This is a genomic window from Flexibacter flexilis DSM 6793 (assembly GCF_900112255.1).
GTDB lineage: Bacteria > Bacteroidota > Bacteroidia > Cytophagales > Flexibacteraceae > Flexibacter > Flexibacter flexilis.
On the sequence record NZ_FOLE01000022.1, the window covers coordinates 1 to 9,231 of the forward strand.

At 43.0% G+C, this 9,231-nt stretch carries 6 protein-coding genes; 3 read left to right on the forward strand and 3 right to left on the reverse strand.

Features of this window, described 5'->3' with window-relative positions:
- From BM090_RS17770 to paaN, 3 genes are all read left to right on the forward strand, one after another.
- Positions 1–1,073: T9SS-dependent choice-of-anchor J family protein (locus tag BM090_RS17770; RefSeq protein WP_143084044.1), on the forward strand; the 1,073-nt coding region annotated here is incomplete at its 5' end.
- Positions 1,074–1,242: 169 nt separating this feature from the next.
- Positions 1,243–3,207, forward strand: a complete 1,965-nt coding sequence (locus BM090_RS17775) for a glycosyltransferase family 2 protein (RefSeq protein WP_091516949.1) — start codon at positions 1,243–1,245, stop codon at positions 3,205–3,207.
- Positions 3,208–3,371: 164 nt separating this feature from the next.
- Positions 3,372–5,048, forward strand: coding sequence for a phenylacetic acid degradation protein PaaN (gene paaN / locus BM090_RS17780; protein ID WP_091516953.1), 1,677 nt, complete (start codon positions 3,372–3,374; stop codon positions 5,046–5,048).
- Positions 5,049–5,109: 61 nt separating this feature from the next.
- On the opposite strand, the gene BM090_RS17785 is transcribed toward paaN, so the two are convergent.
- From BM090_RS17785 to BM090_RS18695, 3 genes are all read right to left on the reverse strand, one after another.
- On the reverse strand, positions 5,110–6,066 hold the full coding sequence (locus BM090_RS17785; RefSeq protein WP_091516957.1) for a stage II sporulation protein M: 957 nt from the start codon (positions 6,064–6,066) through the stop codon (positions 5,110–5,112).
- A 21-nt stretch (positions 6,067–6,087) separates the two neighbouring features.
- Positions 6,088–8,553, reverse strand: a complete 2,466-nt coding sequence (locus BM090_RS17790) for a DUF5686 and carboxypeptidase regulatory-like domain-containing protein (protein WP_091516960.1) — start codon at positions 8,551–8,553, stop codon at positions 6,088–6,090.
- A gap of 273 nt (positions 8,554–8,826) precedes the next feature.
- The coding region (locus BM090_RS18695) for a hypothetical protein (protein WP_221405429.1) at positions 8,827–9,231 on the reverse strand (405 nt) is incomplete at its 5' end.

Below are 9,231 nucleotides of genomic sequence, written 5' to 3' on the forward strand. Positions count from 1 at the left end.
TTGATAATGTTATTGGCGAAGGTTGGTCCGAAGCCATTGGAGGTACATCTGTACAGGGTGATTCTCCATGGAAAACGGGTGGAATCAGTGGAAATTCAACAGGCCGTGTAACACTTTCTGGAGATAGCATTACCGCATGGATAGTATCTCCTCCAACGAAACTATATGGCGCACCAGTTGTAACATTCAAAGCGGCTTTGCGTACAGCCAACAATGGTACAACACTTGGTACTTTTGGTGCTGATGACAAAGTAGCGGTCATGATATCTACTGATTGTGGTGCTACATGGTCTGAGTTGTTTGCGCTCAACGGAGCAACATCTCCTGCGCTTACCGCAGCCCTGACAACTTACACAGTAGATTTGGCGAATTATGCAAACCAAGAAGTTAGAATAGCCTTCAAAGCAACAGATGGAACAGATGCCACTACAAGCTGCGATGTTCACTTGGATGACATCTTGTTAAAAAACAATACCGTGCTTGATGCTGGTGCAGTTCAGATTATATCTCCTCCTGCCGTAATGACGCCAAGTACTAACTACCCTGTTATTGTACGTGTAAGTAATTATGGTAGTTCAAGTTTCAGCAATTATAATATGACAGCTGTTGTTGGAGCTTCTTCTTACCCTGGTTTTATCTTTAGCACAGTACAAGCTAATAGTACAGTAGAGGTTAACTTAGGTAACTATACTTCACCAGCTACAGCAGGTGTTGTAACAGGTTATGCTTATACAGAAGTATTGGGTGACCAAGAAGTTCATAACGATACGACTTACGCTACCTTTGCGATTACTCCTGTTGGAGTGAAAGAAGTAAAAGCTAAATCTGTGGCGATTTATCCTAACCCTAACAAAGGTTCATTCAAAATAGATTTGGCGAATGTAGAAGGCAAAGCCGCTATCGTTCGTTTGTATAGCACTACAGGTCAAAAAGTGTATGAAGGATCTTACCATGGTTTAAATGGAGGACAAGTCGTAGAGGTAGAAACGGAAGGTTTGCCTACTGGAATGTATTTGTTAAACTTAGAAGTAGAAGGCCAACGTTTCGTAGGAAAAGTATCTATTCAACAATAAGTTTTAACTTATATAATTGACTCAAAAGCCCGACCGCATCAAAACGGTCGGGCTTTTTTTATACCATACGCCGCCTTTTTTGCGTTAATGCAGAGTTGGCAGAATACACACAAATTCCGTATCATTGCCGCAGCACGAGTATTGTTTACCTACTTTTTTCGAATCAAAATTGAAAACACTTTCTGTCGTCATCGTTAATTATAATGTTTGCCATTTTTTGGAACAGGCTCTTTTGTCCGTGCGAAAAGCCAGCCAGAACATTGATACAGAAGTGTGGGTAGTGGACAATAACTCCGTAGATGGCTCGGTGCAAATGGTGCGCGAGAAATTCCCTGAAGTAAAAGTCATTGCTAATACCCAAAACACGGGTTTTTCCAAAGCTAACAATCAGGCCATTAAGCTTTCCGATGCCAAATACATTTTGCTGCTCAACCCTGATACGGTCGTCGAAGAAAATACTTTTACGAGTTGCTGCCAGTTCATGGACGCGCACCCCGAAGCGGGCGGCTTGGGTGTAAAAATGGTGGACGGCAAAGGTGTTTTTCTGCCCGAATCCAAGCGCGGTTTGCCTACACCTTGGGTTTCTTTTTATAAAATATTTGGCCTTGCGGCTTTGTTTCCGCGTTCCAAACGATTTGGAAAATATCATCTTACCTACTTAGATAAAGACCAAACCCACGAAGTAGAAGTGCTTTCGGGGGCGTTTATGCTCATGCGCAAAGAAACGCTGGACAAAGTGGGTTTGCTCGACGAAGACTATTTCATGTACGGCGAAGACATCGATCTTTCGTATCGGATTTTGCTGGGTGGTTATAAAAACTACTATTTCGCGGGCACGCGCATTATTCACTACAAAGGCGAAAGCACCAAGAAAGCAAGCGTTAATTACGTGTTCATTTTCTATAACGCCATGCTCATTTTTGCCAAAAAGCATTTTTCGGGCAAAAGCATGAAGGCTTTTTCTTTGCTTATCAACATGGCGATTTACTTGCGTGCGGCGATGGCCATTGCGGCACGTTTTGCCCGACAAGCCGTTTTGCCGCTGACCGATGCCTTGCTTATCGCGGTCGGAATGTATTTGTTGCAGGATTATTGGGGACGCAACTACAAACATTCGCCAAGTTTCTATCCGCCCGAGTTTATGCAAATCGTCGTGCCGTTGTATATTTTGGTATGGTTGCTTTCGGCTTATTTTAGTGGGGTTTACGAAAAGAAAACGCGACTTTCGGACATTGTGCAGGGGATTGGCATCGGAACGGTGCTTATTTCGGCGGCCAGTAATTTTTTTGATGATTATCGTTTTTCTAAAGCCCTGATTCTAATGGGTGGCGGCTGGGCTACGGTGGCTTTGGCTTCCTCGCGAATGCTTTGGCATTTTATCCAGTACCGCAATTTCTCGATAGACTCCGCCGCCAGCAAAAAAGTGGTGATAGTGGGTTCTACGGCAGAAAGCAAACGGGTTTTGGGTTTGTTAAAAAATGTGGCTGCGCCAGTGGAAGTTTTGGGCTTTATTCGCACGGAAGCCGACACGGATTTGCGCGACGAACATTGTTTGGGACAACTTTCCCAAATACAGGAAGTCATTAATATTTATAAAGTAGAAGAAATTATTTTTTGTGCAAAAGACCTTACCGCCGAGCAAATCATTGGGTTTATGATAGAAACCAGCGGCAAAAACGCCCCTGATTACAAAATCGTCCCCGACGGCAGCAACTATATTATTGGTAGCAATTCAAAAAATGCACAAGGCGATTTTTATAGTTTCAATGTGGAATTGGCCATCGTGCGCAAACACAACCGCCGCCAAAAACGCCTGTTTGATGTGTTCGTAAGCTTGTTTTTGCTGGCGAGTTTGCCGCTAAACGTTTGGTTTGTTCGCAAAAAATTAGGTTATATCCGCAATATTTTTCAGGTAGTTTTTGGGAAAAAATCGTGGGTTGGCTTTAGCCAACAAGATGCGCAAGTTCATTTGCCAAGCATCAGACGTGGGGTTTTGAATCCGAGTAATGGTGTCGATGTGAAGGTTTTAGACCAAACCACGTTGCGCCGCCTCGACAATTTTTATGCAAAAGATTATACCGTTGCCACAGATGTTAATATTGTGTTGCATGGGTTTAGGTATTTGGGGAATTAAGGTGAGGCTTATTTAATTCCCGTACATACGCACAGCAGAGCAGTGCGTATCTTCTTCTTGCAACTCCCCACACAGAAAAACTTACCAGCAAAGCAATTATTTCCATTTTTAATTAACTTGCTGCCTAATACACAACATCAATTTAACCCAATAAAAATTGTACAATGAGCTTATACGAAAAACATCGTTTGTTGCTTGAGGCAGCAATCGAAGCCTTGCACGCGCGCACTTTCTACGCTGCTTTCCCCGAAAATCCATCGCCCAAAACTTACGGCGAAACTGCCGACGCTGACGGCAAAACAGCTTTTGAAGCGGCTTTAGGCAAACCTTTTGCAGGGCTTTTGCAAGCCAATGCCGACACTTGGGCAGGCGAAGAAACATCACCATACACACAAGAATCCCTGAATGTTTCGTATCCGATTTATAGCACCGCCACACTCATCGACAACGCTAAATCTTCCCAAAAATCATGGGCGAAAGCCTCTGCCGAGACCCGCGCGGGAATCCTTGTAGAATCGTTGATGCGTATGCAATCGCGTTTTTTTGAGATAGCGTATGCCACCATGCACACGACGGGACAAGGCTACATGATGGCGTTTCAGGCTTCTGGGCCACACGCTGCCGACCGCGCCCTCGAAGCGATTGCGGCAGGTTATGAAGAACTAAAACGTTTTCCAGATGCCACACTTTGGGACAAACCCATGGGCAAATTTAATATTCAACTCAACAAAACGTGGCGAGCTGTTCCCAAAGGCGTAAGTTTGGTGGTGGGTTGCTCTACGTTCCCGACTTGGAACACCGTACCGGGGATGTACGCAAGCCTTATGACTGGCAATCCCGTGATTGTGAAGCCGCACCCGAAAGCCGTTTTGCCTATCGCGATTGTGATAGCCGAATTGCAGGCAGTTTTGAAAGAAAACGGCTTTGCGCCTGAAGTTTGTCAGTTGGCTGCCGATACGCAAAATCATCTTATTACCAAAGAATTAGCCGAACATCAAGACATTAAATTGATTGATTACACGGGCGGTTCTGTGTTCGGTAATTATCTGGAAACACTACACAACAAAACTATTTTTACAGAAAAAGCAGGCGTAAACTCCGTGATTTTGGATTCGGTAACAGACCTTGACGCAGTGTTGAACAACTTGGCTTTCTCGGTTTGTTTGTATTCTGGGCAAATGTGTACTGCACCGCAAAACTTCTTTGTTCCGAGTACTGGTGTAAAAACACCAAACGGACAAGTGAGTTTTGAGGAAGTAGCCGAGAAGTTTGCGGCTTGTTTGCGTGGCGTTACGCAAAATCCGAAAGCTGCGCCTTTCGTGTTGGGAGCAATTCAAAATCCTGCCACATCGGAGCGTATTCATAACGTAAACGGTTTGGGTTCGGCAATTGTGTTGGCTTCCGAAAAACTCGAAAATCCTCAATTCCCCAACGCACGCACCGCAACACCTGTTATTTTGAAAGTAAAAGCTACAGATAAAGCGGTTTTCAGTAAAGAACTTTTTGGGCCAATTGCGTTACTTATTGAAACCGAAAATACGGCGCAGTCGGTGGCTTTGGCCAAAGAAATGGCTTTAGAACACGGTGCTATTTCTTGCGGAGCTTATACGACAGATGCCAAAACGCAGGAATTTATAATGGACGAAATGGCCGAAGCCTGCACGCCTGTTTCCTTTAACCTGACGGGTGGCATTTATCTTAACCAACACGCCAGTTTCTCTGATTTCCATGTTACGGGTGGCAATCCTGCGGGTAACGCATCTTTTACCAATCCCGAATATGTGATTAAACGCTTTACGTGGGTTGGTTTCCGTCAGCCAGTGGAGGCGGCAGCGGTGTAATTGATTTTCTAATTTTATAAATAAAAAAGCCTATAAGAACCGAAATTCTTATAGGCTTTTTTTATGCGTTTTGGGCAACTTTGCGTGGATACAATATCACGTACCAAACCAAAAAAGCCAACGAACCGCCAATAATCAGCAGCTTGACTACGGTGGGCATTTCCGTATGACGCGTAACAAAACCTTCGATGAAAGCCGCCACCAGAAAAAACGGAATTAGACCAAAAAGCACTTTTACGCCTTCTTTCGCGCCGAGCCTGAAACTGTCGGCACGCGAATAGGTTTCGGGAAACAAAATACTGTTGCCGACGCGCCAACCTGCGCCACCCGCCAACACAATCGCCGCAATTTCGATAGTGCCGTGTAACCAAATCGTCATGGCAGAAAAAAGCAACAAGCCTTTGGTATGAAAAAAATATTGGAACGAACCGAGCATTACGCCATTATAAAATAACATCACACACGCTCCAATCAGTGGCAGCATGACACCCATGGCAAACACCTGAAACGAGACTTTTATATTATTCAAAGCAATAAGAAAAAACATTTCAAATGCGTCTTGCTGCTTATACACTGCCATCGGGTCGCCATTTTTGATATTGTAAAGCGTTTGATTCACGTAGCTATCGCCCAAAATGAGGCGTACAAACGTATCGTCATAGGCCGCCGAAAATGCGCCAATCGCCGCCGTTATCAAAAACAAAATTAGGCTATACAAAAAATACAGCCGCATGGAATAGAAAATCAACGGCAATTCCTGCGTCCAAAACGTAATGAGGCGGCTTTTTTTCTCTTTTTTATTCCTGTAAATAAGTTGGTGTACCTTGCCCGTGAGTTGGTTCAGATACAGTGTAGTAGGGCTTTCGGGGTACTGCGTGGCCGAATACGCCAAATCGTCCGTGAGTTGTACGAACAAATCGGCCAATTGGTCGGCATCTACATTTCGCGGTTGCGAAAGCAGTTGCTCAAAATGTTGCCAGCGTTTTTTATTCTGTTCTCGGAAAGCAGCCTCTCTCATGGTCCTTTTTATGCTCAAAAATTAAAAAATAGCCAAACGCAACGCCACTCGCTGGCCTGCATATTTGCCACCAATATAACTACGTCCGTAGTCAATACTCAACACTTGCCCAATATTTTCTAAGCCTGCAACCGCTTCCATATAATCTTTGCTTTGTGCCTTTGGTGCTTGTAAATAATTGATTCCGATGTATTCGCTCAGATGCAGACGGCGCAAAAGTGGGATTTTATTAAACAAAAATCCATTAAAACGGTGTACCGCATGAAACTGTGTATAATACGCGTCGGTGCTGTACGAATAATAAGGTAAGTTAATAAATGTGCCTTCGCCCGACGGATGAATAAGCACCCGATTGCCCATAAAATGTGCCATTTCCTGAAAATACACAGTGCGCGAGGTCAAGAAACGGCCATGTTCCAAATTAAAACTGGTTGTGCCGAGTAAGCCCCAACTTTTCGCGTATTTCAGCCCCAAACGTACTAAATCGTAATCGGCTTTGCTTTTCAGAAAATCGGCGGCAATGGCTTTGCGGTAATACAAATCAATAGTTGGCCAACGCCCTTCGTCCGTGATAATCTTGGCGCGTGGGTGGGTCATGTACTTTTGGCCAAGTTTAATACTTATCCTCACGGATGCCTGCAAAGTATTGTATTCGGGAAATTGATACCAAGTATCAGGCTTTCCAAAATCATGTACAATCAAATCATTTGCTTGGTATTTGCTCGCATTATCCAGACTTTGGGCATTATGCAACATTTTTTTATTGGCAAAAAGTAGCCCCGTCGAAAGCATGAAGCCGTTATAAATCTCGGTGCGGTGAATGGCCTGCACATAATTTTTGGCGTACAAACGTGCTGGGTTATAGTTCACGCGCCACAAAGCCAAGGCCGTAGAGATTGGCGAAACAGGTTCTTGTTCGTTGAGTTGATAAATAAAATGCCCCGCTTCTACACGCAACGCACTCAATTTGAATGGGTTGTAAAGTCTCGTAACTCCTGTTTTGGCATAAAAAGTATTAGAAGCTAATCCATAACGCAACGTTTGATTGACAGCCCACGACGTGTTTTTTTCTTTGTTTCTTCTGTAAAAAGTAATGTCTGGACTGGCATACCAACCCTCTACCGCATTGTAAGATAACGCCGCCAAAGGCGATTGCACCGACAAACTATAATTTTTGTAACGATTAGAATACGTGTAGCCCAGTAGTAAATTGCTCCATGCGAGCTTGTTAGACTTTTTGTCCAAAGAATCTTTGTAGGTTTTGGAGTCTTTGATTACCTGCAAGCTGTCTTTATCGTGATAATCATCTACTTCCTCCGCCGTAAGCGGTACTACGCGCACGCTGTCCCAGTAAGCCGAATCTTTTTTATTAGCCAAAGGCTCTATTTTGATGGTTTCGGCAGTAAAGAACCCTTTTTCAAACGTGGGGTTTACTTTAAAGTCCGAAGCTGAACCCAAAAACAGGCCAACTCCCCGAAAACCAAACAGCCCATAATTAAACTCAAACTTCTGTTGGCTCACCAGCCACACATCATCAGCCACAGGCCTGTAAATTTGTTCTACTTTTAGTGTATCTACAAATTGAATGTTGGCATCTTTGGTAAGTAAAAGTTTTGCGCTGTGTATGCGCCAAGTGTCATCTTGAATATAAATGTGTCCTCTAAAAACAGGGTCGTTGCGACGGCGCGGCACAAGTTTTATCTTATTAATTTCTGTTCCATTTTCCCGAAACGTCCCTACCAACTCATATTTATAATATAGCATGGCATTAGAAGCCACTGGCGAAACGAACCCGCGTGCGCCCAACTCGTCTATTTTTACCAAATTCTCATACAAATTAGATTGCATTTCGGCGGCACTGTTCCAGCTAAAGGCGTTAGGTTGGCCGCTGGTCTTGGCCGCAATCATGATTTCTTTCGATTTGTTGGGTTTTTGCCAGTAATAATCCGATACGCTTTCCGACAAATACATAATTGTGCCTTTGGCCGTATCTATTTTAGGTAAATTCAAGTCTTTGCCCAAAAACTTCTTTGGGGCTTTTAATAAGCGGTTGTTTCCTTTGGTATAATATCTACACGAATAGGCATCTACTTGCTCCAAATAATATTTACGTTTGGCAATGGCCTTGCGCATAATGGCCATGGCGGGGTCTTCGGCACCAGCCACAATCTTAATTTCGCCAAGTATCAGGTTTTCTTCTGGCAATGTTACATCTTTCGTAAGTGTTGTATTTTGTAATGTAACTTGCTCAATAACAGTTCTATAACCTACTAATCTGAATACTAATGTGTAGTTTCCATTAGGCAAATCCAAAAAATACTGACCTTGTGCATTGGCCGCTGTGCCGTACGCTGTGCCTTGTGCATAAACGGTTGCAAAAGGTAGTGGGCTTTTTTGCTGGTCATAGATAACCCCTTGAATACGAGTAGCAAACACATTGGTTGCCCAACTTAAAACCAAGCATAGAGAGAGAAATATTCTTGTCATAGCAACACAGAAAATTAGTACAAAAGTCTAAGATAATGGTTTTTGAGTGTAATACCACAATTATAAAGCCTCTTTATATAATAGGCGAGTACAAAGAGAATGTGTACTATAATATATACTGTGAAGAGTTATGTATTAGGGTAGGAGAGGTAAAAAAGGCCTTGTTTTGTGAGCTAATCGAAGGCTTAAACCCGTATCCTTAAAAATCTTTCCATTATAACTTTTTGAATATAAATGACTTAATAAATAAATTAAAAATAAGTTGTTGGAAAATTAGGAAAATAGAGAAAAAGGGGGGATGTTTGCAGCCCGATAAAGGAAGAGCGGCTTGAAAGAAGGCGGTTCTGGGTGGATGTAAGAGAGCTTTATAATGTTGTTAGCTAACGAGTTATAGAGGGCGATAAAAAAACTCAAAAAATATTTGCGAAAATATTTGGAGAATAAAAACAAAACGCTGACTTTTGCAACCCGATTAAGGAAGAGCGGTTCTAACGAGAGCGGCTTAAAGTCTTGAAAAAAGGAAAAGGAGCTTGTGTTGAGCGATTGATATGAGTAGAGACTTGAAAAAACTTTAAAAATTTTCGAAAAAGATTTGGAAGTTAAAAAAAAGTTTCTGACCTTTGCACCCCGATTAAACGAGAGAGGGGTTAAGATTTTGAAAAGCGAGGCACTGAAAAA

What these genes read in the sequence shown, in the direction of transcription:
- paaN (WP_091516953.1), top strand. Translation starts at nt 3,372, where the DNA reads ATGAGCTTATACGAAAAACATCGTTTGTTGCTTGAGGCAGCAATCGAA.
- BM090_RS17785 (WP_091516957.1), bottom strand. Translation starts at nt 6,066, where the DNA reads ATGAGAGAGGCTGCTTTCCGAGAACAGAATAAAAAACGCTGGCAACAT.
- BM090_RS17790 (WP_091516960.1), bottom strand. Translation starts at nt 8,553, where the DNA reads ATGACAAGAATATTTCTCTCTCTATGCTTGGTTTTAAGTTGGGCAACC.